This window comes from Cutibacterium sp. (assembly GCF_030525615.1).
In the GTDB taxonomy this organism is placed as follows: Bacteria; Actinomycetota; Actinomycetes; order Propionibacteriales; family Propionibacteriaceae; genus Cutibacterium.
In genome coordinates this window covers 250,866-265,187 of the sequence record NZ_JAUNEJ010000001.1, presented here as the reverse complement: position 1 = coordinate 265,187, position 14,322 = coordinate 250,866, and the positions used below count along the sequence as shown (strand labels likewise).

The following is a 14,322-nucleotide window of genomic DNA, read 5'->3' as shown; positions in this document are numbered from 1 at the left end:
GTCATCTCCCGGCATGGGCCAAAGCTTGCGGTGAACCCTCGAGTCCCCCGCGGTCGCCTCTCGGCGTCGCGGTATGAACCGTCGAGTGGGGTGGCACCCCGTTCACCTAGGCCCCAGTATGTCACGTCACCGGAACCGATGCCAGAAACCGCACAGCGACGCAGGCGTCACCACACCCTCACAGCAGCCCCGGTGAACGGGTCAGCCAGCGGCGTCGATACCCCGCTGGCGTCCTCATCACAGCGCCCCTGGGCAAGCCGCGTCACCCGGGCCGCGTCGAGGCCTGGACACGTCTGACCCAAGGCACGCAGCACGTCGTCAGGACGCACCAATGGAGTGACGTGGCGCAGCATGAGGCGCATATTCCCGTCTGAGACGTCTAACCCAATCAGGGCCGCCCGAACGTCAAAGGTACGCATACCGGATTTGGTCATCCGCTCCACGTCGACCGTATCGGCAGCCATGACAGCACGCACTGCCTCAGCCAGCCCTGCCACCTCATGAGCGGGTTCGATAAGCCAGGCCGACGCCGTCAGCAGTTGGGGGAAAGGGATGCGATCAGACTCGACGACCTCCAAGATCTCCATACCGGGTGGCATTTGCTCACCCAATACGATCCGCACCTTGTCCGGGTCGCATACCTCGGCCAGGGCCACCTCGAGGTACTCAGCTTCCGAGGCCGCACCGGTGGCTGAGGCATTCGCATAAGAAATACGCGGGTGCGGACTGAATCCTGACGAATACGCCATGGGGACATGAGCACGATTGAGGGCTCTCTCGAAAGCACGAGCGAAGTCGCGGTGAGAGGTGAACCGGGCGGTACCGCGTTTGGCGTAACGCATCCGCAACCGCTGTTTCGGCGGAGCCTGCTGTTCGGGCTGCTTCTGAGCGCGCTTGGCCATTGTCAGACCTCCTTCGTCGGGGCAAGATCCGGCTTGATCGGAGTCAGCGGAATGAGCGAGTGACCCGACGGACCGACCTGGATCTCGGTGCCCATCTGCGGACACACCCCGCAGTCATAGCAGGGGTTCCATCGGCAGTCATCGACGGCCACCCCGTCCAGGGCGTCCTGCCAGTCGTCCCACAACCAGTCACGATCCAAACCAGAATCAAGGTGATCCCAAGGCAGCACTTCCTCGTAATCACGCTCGCGGGTGGTGAACCAGTCCAGGGAAACGCCAAGCGGTTCAAGTTCCTGCTCACAGCAAGCCACCCAACGGTCGTAAGAAAAGTACTCGTTCCACCCATCGAAAATCCCCCCGTCGCGCCAGACAGCCTCAATGACCTTGCCAACCCGACGGTCACCACGCGAAAGCAGCCCCTCGATAATGCCCGGGCGCCCGTCGTGGTAGCGCATACCGATAGACCGACCGAACCGGCGGTCTGCGCGAATGGAGTCTCGCAACAACGACAGCCGATGATCGACCTCATCAGCAGACGCCTGGGCGGCCCACTGGAAAGGGGTGTGAGGCTTGGGAACGAATCCCCCAATGGACACTGTGCAACGAATGTCCTTGCGTCCGGCGGCGGCCCGACCAGCCTCGATCACATGGGAGGCCATCTCATGGATTCCCAGCACGTCGTCGTCGGTCTCAGTGGGCAAGCCGCACATGAAGTACAGCTTGACCTGACGCCACCCGTGGCCAAATGCCGTGGCGACGGTACGAATGAGATCGTCCTCGGTGACCTGCTTGTTGATGACCTGACGCATTCGCTCCGAACCGCCCTCGGGGGCGAAAGTCAGACCGGAACGACGACCATTGCGGCTCAGCTCATTGGCCAGGTCGATATTGAAGGCGTCAACACGGGTACTCGGCAGGGACAACGACACATTTGTCCCTTCATAGCGGTTCGCAAGGCCCTTGGCGATCTCGGAGATCTCGGAGTGGTCCGCGCTTGACAGGCTCAGCAGACCGACCTCCTGCAACCCGGTAGCCTCCAGACCGTCGTTGACCATCTGGGCGATGGTGTCGATGGACCGCTCACGAACCGGTCGAGTAATCATGCCCGCCTGGCAGAACCGGCAGCCACGGGTGCAGCCGCGAAAAATCTCTACCGAGTAACGTTCGTGGACGGTCTCGGCGACCGGGACAATGGGGTGCTTCGGGTACTGCCATTCATCGAGGTTCATGACGGTGTGCTTGGAGACTGTGAAAGGTGCCTCCGGGCGGTTGGGAGCGACTCGACCGATCGTGCCGTCATCGAGATACTCGATGTCATAGAAAGATGGCACGTAGACCCCGCCAGCCTCGGCGAACCGCACAAGCAGCCCTTCACGTCCGCCGGGGCGGCCCTCCTGCTTCCACCTTCGGATGATCTCGGAGATCTCTAAGCAGGCCTCCTCACCATCGCCGAGGACGGCGGCGTCGATAAAGTCAGCGATGGGCTCGGGATTGAAAGCAGCGTGACCACCGATGAGGACGATAGGGTCATCGTCCGTGCGATCGGCCTGGTGAACGGGGATACCAGCCAGGTCAATGGCGTTGAGCATATTGGTGTAGCCCAACTCCGTCGACAACGAAATCGACATGACATCGAAGTCGCGAACTGGCCGGTGGCCATCGAGAGTGAACTGGGGAATCCCAGCGGCCCTCATCTGCTTCTCCATATCCGGCCACACCGAATAGGTGCGCTCAGCAAGAATCCAGTCGCGCTCATTGAGCACCTCGTACAGGATCGCCACTCCCTGATTGGGTTGGCCAACCTCGTATGCGTCGGGGTACATCAGCGCCCAGCGAACGTCAGCGTCGTCCCAATCCTTGACGACGCTGTTGTGTTCTCCGCCCACGTATTGAATGGGCTTATTGACTCGGGCCAGCAGCGGTTCAATCCGACCGAGGAGATCCTGGGTGCTCACGAACGGCCATGGTAAACGGTCCGGGCTGGATCACGGAATCAAGCCACCAGATCGGGGAACCAAATGCCGATCTCGCGCTCAGCGGATTCCGGGCAATCAGATGCGTGGACCAGATTGTGATTTGTGAGAGTGCCGTAGTCGCCACGAATGGTACCGGGGGCAGCCTCGGCGCAATCGGTCTTGCCATTCATGGTGCGAACAACCTGAATGGCCTTGCGTCCTTCGAGCACCAACGCAACCAGCGGCCCAGAGGTGATGAACTTCTCCAGCGGCGGGTAATAATCACGTCCGACGTGTTCGGCGTAATGCTTGGAAGCAGTCTCAACATCAATCGTGCGCAGCTCCATCGCTCGCACAATCAGCCCCTTGGCCTCGTATCTGCGGATGATCTCACCAATGAGATGACGCTCGACGGCGTCCGGCTTGAGCAGGACCAGGGTACGTTCCGTGTCAGTCATGGACCCAACCTACCGCAGTACGGACCGAGATCTCAGCGCACGTCAGGGGTTCCATCAAGACGCCTGCCCAACACGATGATTGACACCCAGATTGCGGCGAAGATGATCCCGACAACGTACATCATCGGGGTGGCAAGACCCAGCAGGATTGCGAAAACCTGAAGAACCCACGCCAGCAGGTATCCCCAGGTGCGGGGAACACCGACTGCGCAGACAATCGAGACAGCCATCCCGATACATCCCAAGACGACCGACATAGCGACGCTCATACCTGAGACCAGGATCATGCCCGGAATCGCCAATCCAAAGACGATGACTTCAAAGGCCAGGAAACTCACCACAACCTTGGTCATCGGGTTGCCTGACGGCAGGCCGAGGGCGTTACCCCTCCCGCCTCCGGGCTGAGCAGTCATCGTCACCAACCTCCGTCGTCGTCATTCATATCGGGGTCATCCTCGGGCAGCGGGGCAAGGCGCTGACCCTCCATTGCCTCGATCTGTTCCTCGGTGAGGTGCGGGGTCTCGACAATGGCGGTTTGTGGGGGGTCAAGCATGGTGCCGTCGGGGCGCAAGATGGCCCTGGCGCGACCAGCGAGAACGACCGACCCCGCAATCAGGACGCCAGCCCCTGGCCCGCAGACATCCGCAATGCGGAAGGCCTCTTCGAGGGCCTCGGGCACGTCGGCAGCCTGGGTGAGGTGGTCACTATCCCAATGAGTTGACGCTTTCTCTGCCAGATCATCGACGCTCAAGGCTCGCGGAAGGTCGGGCATCGAGGTGACAACGACATAGCTGACGGATTCTGCCAGTTCCGCCAGCACTCCATCGATATCTTTGTCAGCCATTGCTGCCACCACCGCGATGAGCGGCTCAGTCTGGAAGGATTCGCGGACCCCAGCCATCGCCGACCTCGCCCCGTGGGGGTTGTGGAAGGTGTCGAGGATGACAAGCGGAGAACGTCTGACCACCTCAAGGCGTGCCGGAGCCTCGACAGCAGCCAATCCTTGCTCAATGATGTCAGGTTTGAGTGCCCCGGTCAGGGCCTCGGCAGCGGCGACGGCTTGGGCAGCGTTGTGGGCCATATGTTCGCCGAACACCGGAAGGAACAATTCCCCTAATGGGCCGGACGCGGTCTGCAGCCGTAGCACCTGACCCCCGATAGCTCTGCGCCGGTCCAAAAGACCCCAGTCAGGGCCCTCTAGCAGCGGCTTGACGCCGGCGTCAGTGCACTGGGCCAGCAGAATGGGGGCGGCTTCCGGGTCCTGACCGGCGATGACAGGAGTGCATCCAGGCTTGATAATTCCCGCTTTCTCGGCGGCGATCTTGTCGATGGTGTTACCCAGGATGTGCATATGATCCATAGCAACCGGGGTGACGACGGCAACCGTTGCGTCAGCAACATTGGTGGCGTCCCAGCGTCCCCCCAACCCGACCTCAACGACAGCGACGTCAACCGGGGCGTCAGCGAAAGCTGCGAAAGCCATACCTGTCATGACCTCGAAGAAGGTCATCTGTATCCCGTCGATGTGCTGACCATCGACCATGGCCACCATCGGCTCGATCTGACGCCACGTCTCGTCGAACAGCTCATGACTGATGGGGCGACCATCGATACAAATGCGCTCGGTGACGTCAACCAGGTGCGGGGAACAATAACGTCCCACCCGCAGACCGGCAGAGCGCAACAGTGAGTCGATCATGATGGCCGTCGACCCTTTGCCGTTGGTGCCAGCGATCTGAATGACGGGGCAGGCCTGTTGAGGATTGCCCAGCAGGTCGAGAAGCGCACGTTCCCGGTCAAGGCCGGGACCGATACGGTGCTCGGGCCACCGAGCGGTCAGCTCTGCTACCAGCTGGTCATGGCTGCTCAATAGATGACCTCACCATCACGGCGACGCTGACGCAGGTTCTCCAACGCCTCGGCGAGGATGGCAGCGGCCTCGGCCTCGCTGCGACGTTCCTTCACATAGGCCAGATGGGTCTTATATGGGACGAACTCCGGTGGAGGTGCCGGATGGGCCTTGTCACGGTTGGCCGGCAGTCCACACTTTGGGCAGTCCCAGGTGTCGGGAATCTCTGCCTCGATCGAAAAGGCGGGGCGGATTACGTGGTGGTTTGCGCAATAGTACGTGACGTACTCACGAGGGGCAGCCTCGCCGCGCTCTGCCTCTCCCATGGGGCCAGCACCGACGCGACTTCCACGGATGGCGCTTCCACCTGACATTCGTTCACTCTCCTCGAGGGGTCACAAAGCTGCTTGAGGGCAGCGTTACTAAGGGCTGAGAGGACCACGCCTCCCGTATGCTCGGTGCGGCAGACGACCGCTGGATTCCGGCTCAGGAATGGCTGTAGAGCACCAGCAAGACAACGATGGCGACCAGCCACAGCAGACCGATGACGACCGTCAGACGGTCCAAGTTCCGCTCGGCCACGGAGGTGCCACCCATCGAGGTCGACACACCTCCACCGAAGAGGTCAGACAGACCGCCGCCCTTGCTCTTGTGAAGGAGGACAAAGAGGGTGAGGATGACGCTCAACACGCACAGGATGATGGACATCGTCAGCACGGGCCAGGTCATGAGGGGAGCCGAAATCACGTGGTACAGGGTAACTCACAGGTCGCAACTTCCCCACATCGAGACGCGAGCCCATGCGCGAATTGTTCAGATAAAACTGTGCAGGGACGGAAAATGACCCCCGCGCCACGTGGCGCGGGGGTCGTCAGTGAACTTGTCGCAGATCAGGCCTGGTAGAAGGTCACGATCTTGGAGAAGTCGCCAGCCTTGAGTGACGCACCGCCCACGAGGGCACCGTCAACGTCTGGCTTGGACATGATCTCGGCAACATTGGCCGGCTTAACCGAACCGCCGTACTGAATGCGGACGGCCTCGGCGGTCGGAGCGTCGTAGAGCTCCTTGATAGCCTCGCGGATCGCCTGACACACCTCCTGGGCGTCGTCAGCGGTGGCGGTCTCGCCGGTGCCGATAGCCCAGATGGGCTCGTAAGCGATGACGAGCTTGGCAACCTGCTCAGCAGGAATACCGTCGAGGTCGGCCTTGATCTGACCGACGGTGTGTTCGACGTGCTTGCCAGCCTTGCGGACCTCGAGAGCCTCACCACAGCAGATGATTGGGGTCATACCATTCTCGATGACCTTCTTCGCCTTGGCATTGACCACTTCGTCGGACTCGTTATGGTACTCGCGACGCTCGGAGTGACCAACGACGACGTAGGAGCAGCCCAGCTTCGACAACATGGTGCCGGAGACCTCACCGGTGTAGGCGCCATCGTCGTGAGTGGAGATGTCCTGGGCACCGTAGGCGATCGGCAGCTTGTCACCCTCGATAAGGGTGGCCACAGTGCGGATATCGGTGAACGGCGGGATGACGACGGCCTCGGACTTGGAGGAGTCGTATCCGGCAGCCTTGAGGGCCTCACCGAGATCCTGCACGAGGGACGTCGCGGCAACGTGGTCGAGATTCATCTTCCAGTTGCCAGCCATGATCGGGGTACGAGACATCAGTTGTTCTCCTTAAGGACTGCGATTCCGGGCAGCTCCTTGCCCTCCATGAGTTCGAGGGAAGCGCCACCACCGGTGGAAATATGACCAAACTGGTCATCAGCGAAGCCAAGGGCACGAACGGCAGAGGCGGAGTCTCCACCGCCAACCACCGAGAGACCGTCAACCTCGGTGAGAGCCTGGGCAACGGCCTTGGTGCCGAGCTCAAGACCTTTGATCTCGAACACACCCATCGGGCCATTCCAGAACACCGACTTGGCACCCTTAATGGCTTCGGCATAAGCCTTCTCGGTCTGCGGGCCGATGTCGAGACCCATCTTGTCAGCCGGGATGGCGTCGACTGGAACGACGTCGACCTGGCCGACGGTGTGGGCGTCGAAGTCGACGTCTGAAGCGACGCGCACGTCAGAAGGTAGCAAGATCTGCTTGCCGGCAGCCTTAGCGGCCTCAAGGTACTTCTTGCAGGCATCGACGGAGTCATCGTCGACCAGCGACTTGCCAACTTCCAGGCCCTGGGCCTTAAGGAAGGTGAACAACATCCCGCCGCCGACAACGAGGGTGTCAGCAACCTTGAGCAGGTTGTCAATCACGGCGAGCTTGTCGGCGACCTTAGCGCCACCGAGCACGACGACGAACGGACGCTTCGGATCAGCCGTCAAACCCTCGAGGACTCCAACCTCCTTGGCGACCAAGGACCCGGCAGCGTTGGGCAACAGCTTGGCAACGTCGTAGACGGAGGCCTGCTTGCGGTGTACAACGCCGAAGCCGTTGGAGACGTAGTACTCACCGAAAGCGGCGTATTTCTTAGCCAGTTCGGTACGCTCAGCCTCGTCCTTGCTGGTCTCACCCTTTTCGAAACGGACGTTCTCGACCAGAGCGATCTCGCCGTCGGCGAGGGACTCGGAAGTCTTGGTAGCCGACGGGCCGACGACGTCCTCAGCAAGCTTGACGTCGAGGTTCATGAGCTCGCCCAAACGCTTGGCAACCGGCGCCAGGGAATACTTGGGATTGACGGAACCCTTGGGGCGACCGAGGTGGGCGAGCACGGTAGTGCGCGCGCCGGCCTCGTGCAGCTGGGTCAAGGTCGGCAGGGCGGCCTTGATTCGACCGTCATCGGTGATCTTGTCTCCGTCGAGTGGGACGTTGAAGTCGCAGCGGATGACAACGCGCTTACCGCGCAGGTCTCCGAGATCCTCAACAGATTTCATGTAAAAGCCCTTTCTTGAAGTCAAACGACGTTTCACGGGCGTGTGCCCGGGTACGGATGACGGCCCCGCGCCCGCATGGGCACGGGGCCGTCATCAGCTCACGATGGTGAGATCAGGCAAGCTTGCTGGCGACGAGCTTGGTGAGGTCAACCAGACGGTTGGAGTAGCCCCACTCGTTGTCGTACCAGGAGAGAACCTTGACGAGGTTGCCGATGACCTTGGTTTCGGTGGCATCGAAGATCGAGGAGTGCGGGTCTCCCTCGATGTCCTTCGACACGATCGGATCCTCGGTGTAAGCCAGGATGCCCTTCAGCGGACCCTCAGCAGCCTTCTTAACAGCGGCCTGAACCTCCTCAACGGTGGTCTCCTTGGAGGTCTGGAAGGTCAGGTCAGTCAGGGAGCCGGTCGGGGTCGGAACGCGCACGGCGAGGCCGTCGAACTTGCCCTTGAGTTCCGGCAGGACCAAGGCCACAGCCTGGGCGGCACCGGTCTTGGTGGGAATCATGTTGAGGGCAGCAGCGCGGGCACGACGCAGATCCTTGTGCGGGGCGTCCTGCAGGCGCTGGTCACCGGTGTAAGCGTGAACGGTGGTCATAATGCCGCGCTCAATGCCGAAGGCGTCGTTGAGAACCTTGGCCAGCGGAGCGAGGCAGTTGGTGGTGCAGGAAGCATTCGAAATGATGTTGTGCTTCTCGTTGTCGTAGTCGTCGCTGTTGACACCGATGACAAAGGTGCCGTCGACGTTCTTGCCGGGGGCGGAGATGATGACCTTCTTGGCACCAGCCTCGATGTGGGCCTTGGCCTTCTCGCCATCGGTGAAGAGTCCGGTGGACTCGACAACGATCTCAGCGCCGAGCTCCTTCCAGGGGAGGTCAGCGGGGTTGCGCTCGGCGAGGACCTTGATGGTCTTGCCGTCAACGGTGATGGAGTCATCGTCGTAGCTGACCTCACCGGAGAAACGACCCATGATGGAGTCGTACTTCAGGAGGTGGGCCAGGGTCTTGGTGTCGGTGAGGTCGTTGACGGCCACGACCTCGAGGTCAGCACCCTGCTCAGACAGGGCGCGGAAGAAGTTACGGCCAATGCGGCCAAAACCGTTGATACCAACCTTGACGGTCATTAAAAGATCTCCTCCAGATGAGGTTTGTGCGTTCAGCACTCGGACGTCTTCAAGCATAGCCACCAAGGGCACTCGACAAAGCTCAGGGGCCGTTTTAAGGCAATGCGTCGACCGAACGATCACGAAAGTCGATCAGATCACCGCACAGATGACCAGTGAGTGATGCTAATCCCACCCCTAGTCGAGGCCGAAAGATGTCGGGACGACGATCATCTACGGTCGTCGCGCATCTCGGGAGGAAGACTCTCCAAGGTGGTGGGTTCACCGTTGTTACGGGCTGTCTTGTCCGCAAGGGCCAACAGCCGACGTATCCGACCGGCAATGGCATCCTTCGTCAGCGGCGGCTCGTGCAACTTGCCCAATTCCTCCAGACTGGCATTTCTGTGCTCAAGGCGAAGTCGGCCAGCAGCGAGGAGATGTTCCGGAACGGAATCTCCCAAGATTTCCAGCGCACGTTCCACCCGGGCGCTGGCGGTGACGGCGGCTCTGGCGGAACGAAGCAGGTTCGCGTCGTCAAAATTAGCAAGACGATTCGCCGAGGCCCTGACCTCTCGGCGAAGACGGCGATCCTCCCAGGCCAGCACTGATTCGTGGGCACCCATGCGGGTCAGCATGGCGGAAATGGCGTCACCGTCACGGATCGTCACCCGGTCGATGTGGCGAGATTCCCGCTGCTTGGCCTGGATGTCCAGCCGACGAGCCGCGCCAACCAGAGCCATCGCGGCCTCCTCGCCGGGAGCGGTGATTTCCATCGCCATGGAACGACCGGGCTCGGTCAACGAACCACGGGCCAGGAAAGCTCCGCGCCATGCCGCCGCCTGGCAGCACCGACCGCCGCCGACAACCGGGACCGGAAGTCCCCTAACTGGACGTCCACGGCGATCGAGTAACCCTGTCAGGCGAGCCAGGTCAGCGCCGCCGCGTACCATCCGCACCAGGTATCGGGTGTTGCTGCGCAAACCGCTGCCATTGACGACAACGAGATCGGTGTCTAACCCAAATACCTCCTGAATGGACTGGCGAAGGCGTCGTGCTGCTCCTCCAGTGTCTACCTCGGCCTCAATCGTGATGTGTCGGTGCTGCACCAGATGGATACCACCCGCGAAGCGAAGGGTGGCAGCGATCTCGGAACGGCGGCAGCACAGCTTCTGCACCGGCACCGTCGCGAGTTCGTTCTTCACCTGCAGGGTGAGCGCCATGTGGTTCTAGCCTCCGAAAAAGGGGATAAAAGGGGTAACTACGGTGATTTTAGGCGACGATCAGCGAGGCTGGACGCCCATGATGTTGGCGTAGGCCGATGCTAACCGCAGGGGGTCGTGCCGAGCCGATCCGTCACGCATCGCCAAATCATCGACGACGATTTCAGCTCCAAGATTTTGGGCAAACGATTCCAGATGGGGGTCCTGACCGGCAAATCCGCGATCAACGAGCACGACGTCAAAACGCATTCGCGGCTCGTGTTCAGCGATCACCTCGAGATGACGAGCCGGACTGAACCCATCGGTTTCATCGGCCCCTGACACGTTGAGAGTAAGGATCTTGCGCGCCTTTGACTCTAGAATTGCGTCGACGATCTCAGGTACTAAAAGGTGCGGCATGACGGAGGTGAACCACGACCCCGGGCCGAGGACAAGGTTGTCAGACTCACGAATCGCCTCCAAAGCCTCGGGACAGGCCTCCGGCTCGGACGGCTCCAACCTCACCTTGAGCACCTCAGCCCGGGTCTTGGCGACCGTCGCTTGGCCGGTGAGGGTGTACTCCTCGTCCGGCTGATTCGGGTCGAGTCCGACGACCTGGGCGCTGATGTCCAGCGGGGTCAAGGACATTGGCAAGACGCGGCCTCGAATGTCAAGGAGCTGACCAACCATGTCCAAACCGGACACCGGATCGCCAAGTTCCTGCCACAGACCCGCGATGAGGAGGTTACCGATGGCATGGCCGGCGAGTTCGCCGGTGCCGTTGAAGCGTGCCTGGAGCACCTCGGCCCAGGTACGCCCCAGATGATCGTCAGCGCACAGCGCCGCCAACGCCCGACGCAAGTCCCCCGGGGGCAGAATGTCGAATTCCTCGCGCAGCCGACCAGAGGAGCCACCGTTGTCGGCGACGGTGACCACAGCGGTGAGGCGGTCAGTGAGACGCCGTAAAGCGCGCAGCGACACAGCCAGACCATGTCCACCGCCGAAGGCCGTGACAGTCGGCAGCTTCGAGGGGGTTGACACCATCGTCATTCCTTCCCGAGATCTCGGTGCAGAACAGCGGTGCGATGTCCCCGAGCCGCTAGACGGGCGGACAATTCCTCAGACATTGCGGTACTTCTATGCTTCCCGCCAGTACAGCCAACAGCCACCGTGATCTGCTTCTTGCCTTCTCGAAGATACCCCGGGGCCATGCCAGCCAACAGCTCAGTGACCCGATCAATGAACTCGGCTGCACCGGCCTGCGCCATCACATAGGAGGCCACATCGGAGGACAAACCGGTTTTGGGACGAAGTTCGGGAACCCAATATGGGTTGGGCAGGAAACGCACGTCAAAAACGAGATCTGCGTCAATCGGCACCCCACGTTTAAAGCCGAATGACATCACTTGGAAGGCCAGGCCCTCGTCAGTTCCTTCAGCGAAAGCGTGGTCAATGCGTTGGGCAAGCTGACGTGCCGTGATGGAAGTGGTATCGATGACGAGATCAGCCTCTGCGCGCAGGTCGGAGAGCATACGACGCTCAAGGGCCACGGCGTCAAGAAGATGACCTCCTTGCTGCAGCGGCAGCGGGCGACGGCTGGACTCCTGCCGACGCACGATGGTCTCGTCAGAGGCTTCCAGGAAGACAATGGCGGGGTTGATACCGCGCTCGTCAAGGGCGTCAACGGCTACGCCCAGAGTGTCGAACATGGTTCGGCTCCGGACATCGAGGACAACTGCCAGGCGATCAATACCATTGGCGCCGATCTCATCAACAAGGGCTCCCAGCATGGCCGGAGGCAGGTTATCGACGACGTACCATCCCAGATCCTCCATGGCATGGGCCGCAGTACGACGGCCAGCGCCAGAGACGCCGGTGATAATGACAACTCGCGGGGTCTTCGTCGTCTGCTCGTTACTCACGGGTCAAGGGTAGTGCCGTTGCCGGAGCCAGCCAGATCGTCGGCGTTGACAACCTCACCAGTTGCCGTGTTGATCGCCTCGCCAGGCGTATCCTCGGACAAGGCCGCGACCACCGTTCCTGCCAGTTTCGGACCAAAACCTGGAACTTGGGCAATGTCCTCGACGGTCGCCTTACGCAGCGCACGCACCGATCCAAAATGAGAGACAAGGGTCTTGCGACGAGTCTCCCCCAGGCCCGCAATCCCATCCAACACGGACTCCACCATCGCCTTGGACCGCTTGGAGCGATGAAAGGTGATGGCGAACCGGTGCGCCTCGTCACGTAGACGCTGCAGCAGGTAGAGCCCCTCTGAGGTGCGCGGCAGGATGACCGGCCACTCTTCCCCGGGAAGCCACACCTCCTCCAGACGTTTAGCCAACCCACATAGCGCAATTTCATCGTCAAGGCCGAATTCCTCGAGGACTTCCTGGGCGGCATGTACCTGAGGCGCGCCGCCGTCGACGACGATGAGGTGCGGAGCGTAGGCGAACTTGCGAGGTGCGCCGGTTGCGGGGTCAATAAGAGAACCGACGTCACCGTCCGAGGTTTGAGCTTTCGCCATGGCGTCACGGTCCTCGACAAGGCGACGCAGCCGTCGCGACAGCACCTCGTGCATGGCAGCGAAGTCGTCAGATCCCCTGAATCCCTTGATGATGAATCGTCGGTATTCCGATTTTCGGGGCATACCATCTTCAAAAACGACCATCGAGCCGACGACATTGGTTCCCTGAATGTGGGAGATGTCGTAGGACTCCATTCGCAACGGAGCACGGTCCAATCCGAGGGCCTCTTGAATCTCCTCCATGGCGCGAGTGCGCGTGGCCAGGTCGGACGCCCGCTTCAGCTTGTGCTGAGCAAGAGTTTCCTGAGCGTTGCGAGTGACGGTATCCATCAGAGTGGCCTTGTCGCCGCGACGCGGTACGCGGATTTCGACATGAGAGCCACGCTCAGAACTGAGGATCGTCGATATAGCGTCGGGGTTGGTGGGTTTTGTAGAAACCAGCACCAAAGGCGGAACGGCATTGCCGTGACCGTCGTCCCGGACCTGGCCGTCACTGGCATTAATGCCATAGAGCTGGGTGAGAAAGGTCTCCATGAGCTCGGCATCGTTGGCGTCGTCAGCGCGGTCGGCCACCCAGCCACGTTCACCACGGATACGACCTCCTCGGACGTGAAATATCTTCACGCCCACCTCTAAGGGGTCAACGGCCATCGAAATGACGTCGGCGTCGGTACCGTCACCAAGAACGACGGCATTACGCTCCAAAGTCTTGGACAGCGCACCCAACGAGTCCCGAATGACGGCGGCTCGCTCAAATTCCAGGTTCTCTGAGGCCTGCGCCATCTCGGACTCCAGCCTTTTGACGATTTTCGTCGTCCGGCCAGCCATGAAATCGCAAAACTCGTCAGCGATGTCACGGTGGGCCTCTGGGGTGATTCGGCCTACGCAGGGGGCTGAACATTTGCCGATGTAGCCGAGCAGACAAGGACGGCCCTGGTTCTTCGCCCGATTGAATACCCCGGTCGAGCAGGATCGCATGGGGAACACCCGCAACAGGGTCTCAACCGTGTCGCGGATTGCCCAAGCCTGACCAAACGGGCCGTAGTAGCGCCACCCTTTGTGATGAGCGCCACGACCGACAAAGACACGTGGGTACTCGTCGGTCCACGTGAAACACAGCCACGGGTAGGACTTGTCGTCGCGATACATGACGTTGAACCGCGGATCGAATTCCTTGATCCAGGTGTATTCAAGTTGGAGGGACTCAACCTCGTTCTGCACCACCGTCCATTGCACATGGGCCGCAGTAGTGACCATCCGTTGCGTGCGCGGGTGAAGGGCTGAAATGTCCTGGAAGTAAGAGTTGAGCCGGTTACGCAGATTCTTGGCCTTGCCGACGTAGATGACCTGACCGTGCTCGTCACTGAAGCGATACACCCCCGGCTGGGTCGGGATTGTTCCCGGGGCAGGACGGTAACTCGACGGATCGGCCATAGGGTGAACTCTATGCGCCCCTTA

Annotated in this window: 14 protein-coding genes; all 14 read right to left on the bottom strand. The window is 61.0% G+C overall.

Going from position 1 to position 14,322, the window contains the following annotated elements; all coding sequences use genetic code 11:
- Positions 1–167 precede the first annotated feature (167 nt).
- The 14 genes from Q4B98_RS01205 to uvrC all read right to left on the bottom strand — a co-directional run bounded on the left by Q4B98_RS01205 (position 168) and on the right by uvrC (position 14,298).
- The gene (locus Q4B98_RS01205; RefSeq protein ID WP_303194869.1) at positions 168–902 is read right to left on the bottom strand and encodes a TIGR03936 family radical SAM-associated protein; all 735 of its coding nucleotides are present in this window, start codon (positions 900–902) and stop codon (positions 168–170) included.
- 2 nt (positions 903–904) lie between these two features.
- Positions 905–2,857, bottom strand: a complete 1,953-nt coding sequence (locus Q4B98_RS01200) for a TIGR03960 family B12-binding radical SAM protein (protein WP_303194867.1) — start codon at positions 2,855–2,857, stop codon at positions 905–907.
- Between the two features lie 38 nt (positions 2,858–2,895).
- Positions 2,896–3,315: a nucleoside-diphosphate kinase gene (gene ndk / locus Q4B98_RS01195; RefSeq protein ID WP_303194865.1), complete on the bottom strand. Its 420-nt coding sequence runs from the start codon at positions 3,313–3,315 to the stop codon at positions 2,896–2,898.
- Between the two features lie 32 nt (positions 3,316–3,347).
- Positions 3,348–3,734 carry a DUF4233 domain-containing protein gene (locus Q4B98_RS01190; RefSeq protein WP_303194863.1) on the bottom strand — a complete coding sequence of 129 codons (387 nt, stop codon included), beginning with the start codon at positions 3,732–3,734 and terminating at the stop codon, positions 3,348–3,350.
- Positions 3,731–5,185, bottom strand: coding sequence for a folylpolyglutamate synthase/dihydrofolate synthase family protein (locus tag Q4B98_RS01185; RefSeq protein WP_303194862.1), 1,455 nt, complete (start codon positions 5,183–5,185; stop codon positions 3,731–3,733). Before Q4B98_RS01185 ends, Q4B98_RS01190 begins: the two co-directional genes overlap by 4 nt.
- Positions 5,182–5,538: an RNA polymerase-binding protein RbpA gene (locus Q4B98_RS01180; RefSeq protein ID WP_303194860.1), complete on the bottom strand. Its 357-nt coding sequence runs from the start codon at positions 5,536–5,538 to the stop codon at positions 5,182–5,184. Before Q4B98_RS01180 ends, Q4B98_RS01185 begins: the two co-directional genes overlap by 4 nt.
- A 112-nt stretch (positions 5,539–5,650) precedes the next feature.
- Positions 5,651–5,893: a preprotein translocase subunit SecG gene (gene secG, locus Q4B98_RS01175; RefSeq protein WP_303195555.1), complete on the bottom strand. Its 243-nt coding sequence runs from the start codon at positions 5,891–5,893 to the stop codon at positions 5,651–5,653.
- Positions 5,894–6,054: 161 nt separating this feature from the next.
- Positions 6,055–6,834, bottom strand: coding sequence for a triose-phosphate isomerase (gene tpiA / locus Q4B98_RS01170; RefSeq protein ID WP_303194859.1), 780 nt, complete (start codon positions 6,832–6,834; stop codon positions 6,055–6,057).
- Positions 6,834–8,042 (bottom strand): phosphoglycerate kinase, encoded by a 1,209-nt coding sequence (pgk, locus tag Q4B98_RS01165; RefSeq protein ID WP_303194857.1) that lies wholly within the window; start codon positions 8,040–8,042, stop codon positions 6,834–6,836. Before pgk ends, tpiA begins: the two co-directional genes overlap by 1 nt.
- Before the next feature lie 112 nt (positions 8,043–8,154).
- A complete protein-coding gene (gap, locus tag Q4B98_RS01160; RefSeq protein ID WP_303194855.1) occupies positions 8,155–9,162 on the bottom strand; it encodes a type I glyceraldehyde-3-phosphate dehydrogenase in 1,008 nt (335 codons plus the stop codon).
- Positions 9,163–9,371: 209 nt separating this feature from the next.
- On the bottom strand, positions 9,372–10,361 hold the full coding sequence (gene whiA / locus Q4B98_RS01155; RefSeq protein WP_303194854.1) for a DNA-binding protein WhiA: 990 nt from the start codon (positions 10,359–10,361) through the stop codon (positions 9,372–9,374).
- Positions 10,362–10,421: 60 nt separating this feature from the next.
- Entirely contained in the window at positions 10,422–11,390 is a 969-nt protein-coding gene (gene yvcK, locus Q4B98_RS01150) for a uridine diphosphate-N-acetylglucosamine-binding protein YvcK (RefSeq protein ID WP_303194853.1), read from the bottom strand.
- Positions 11,387–12,262, bottom strand: coding sequence for an RNase adapter RapZ (rapZ, locus tag Q4B98_RS01145; RefSeq protein WP_303194852.1), 876 nt, complete (start codon positions 12,260–12,262; stop codon positions 11,387–11,389). Before rapZ ends, yvcK begins: the two co-directional genes overlap by 4 nt.
- Positions 12,259–14,298 (bottom strand): excinuclease ABC subunit UvrC, encoded by a 2,040-nt coding sequence (gene uvrC / locus Q4B98_RS01140; RefSeq protein WP_303194851.1) that lies wholly within the window; start codon positions 14,296–14,298, stop codon positions 12,259–12,261. The genes rapZ and uvrC overlap by 4 nt, the downstream gene beginning before the upstream one ends.
- Positions 14,299–14,322 lie beyond the last annotated feature (24 nt).

Bases quoted from the DNA above. Each gene is read 5' to 3' on its own strand.
- Q4B98_RS01205 (WP_303194869.1), bottom strand. From the start codon at position 902: ATGGCCAAGCGCGCTCAGAAGCAGCCCGAACAGCAGGCTCCGCCGAAA.
- ndk (WP_303194865.1), bottom strand. From the start codon at position 3,315: ATGACTGACACGGAACGTACCCTGGTCCTGCTCAAGCCGGACGCCGTC.
- Q4B98_RS01180 (WP_303194860.1), bottom strand. From the start codon at position 5,538: ATGTCAGGTGGAAGCGCCATCCGTGGAAGTCGCGTCGGTGCTGGCCCC.
- secG (WP_303195555.1), bottom strand. From the start codon at position 5,893: ATGACCTGGCCCGTGCTGACGATGTCCATCATCCTGTGCGTGTTGAGC.
- tpiA (WP_303194859.1), bottom strand. From the start codon at position 6,834: ATGTCTCGTACCCCGATCATGGCTGGCAACTGGAAGATGAATCTCGAC.
- pgk (WP_303194857.1), bottom strand. From the start codon at position 8,042: ATGAAATCTGTTGAGGATCTCGGAGACCTGCGCGGTAAGCGCGTTGTC.
- gap (WP_303194855.1), bottom strand. From the start codon at position 9,162: ATGACCGTCAAGGTTGGTATCAACGGTTTTGGCCGCATTGGCCGTAAC.
- whiA (WP_303194854.1), bottom strand. From the start codon at position 10,361: ATGGCGCTCACCCTGCAGGTGAAGAACGAACTCGCGACGGTGCCGGTG.
- yvcK (WP_303194853.1), bottom strand. From the start codon at position 11,390: ATGACGATGGTGTCAACCCCCTCGAAGCTGCCGACTGTCACGGCCTTC.
- uvrC (WP_303194851.1), bottom strand. From the start codon at position 14,298: ATGGCCGATCCGTCGAGTTACCGTCCTGCCCCGGGAACAATCCCGACC.